The sequence below is a fragment of the Candidatus Symbiothrix dinenymphae genome, from assembly GCF_001431085.1.
The window spans coordinates 1-451 of sequence record NZ_BBRU01000402.1 but is presented as its reverse complement, the minus strand read 5'-3'; the positions used below and the strand labels follow the sequence as shown (position 1 = coordinate 451).

Here is a 451-nt window from a genome sequence, read left to right as displayed (position 1 = left end):
GTCGTAAGCCGTGAGCATGGCAATCTTTTCGCCCCGCTGCTTCATCTCAATCAGCCGCTGGGTCGTTACTTTCCGCGTATCTTCGGTATGAACTGACATTTTTTTTGGAGTGTAGTTTTTAGAGTTTAGAGTTTAGTTTTTTTACCACAAAAATTGGACTAAAAATTCGTAGGATGAGCGATGTGGGTTCAAACGCTTTCTATCATCAGGCTTCATAATGAAAATAATTCTACCGGGCTGCCATTCCACTGTGAAATGTTCTTCCATTTTAATTCCACCGTCAAGATAAAAATCGCTAAAAGGGAGTGGCGACTGAGTATCTACGCCCTCTAAACTGTAATACATAAACGCTTGTTTGACACCTTTGTCGAAAATATCGTCGGTCAATTCATCCACGTCAAAATAGCAATAATAGATTGAATCCGATTCTTCCCAGACCCAAGGGTTGTTG

General features: G+C 41.0%; 1 protein-coding gene and 1 pseudogene. Both read right to left on the bottom strand.

Annotation, left to right across the window (positions count from 1 at the left end; all coding sequences use genetic code 11):
* Nucleotides 1–99: pseudogene (locus ASC50_RS06890) on the bottom strand (3-methyl-2-oxobutanoate hydroxymethyltransferase); the annotation flags it as partial.
* Nucleotides 100–141: 42 nt separating this feature from the next.
* The coding region (locus ASC50_RS04585) for a hypothetical protein (RefSeq protein WP_158648437.1) at nt 142–451 on the bottom strand (310 nt) is incomplete at its 5' end.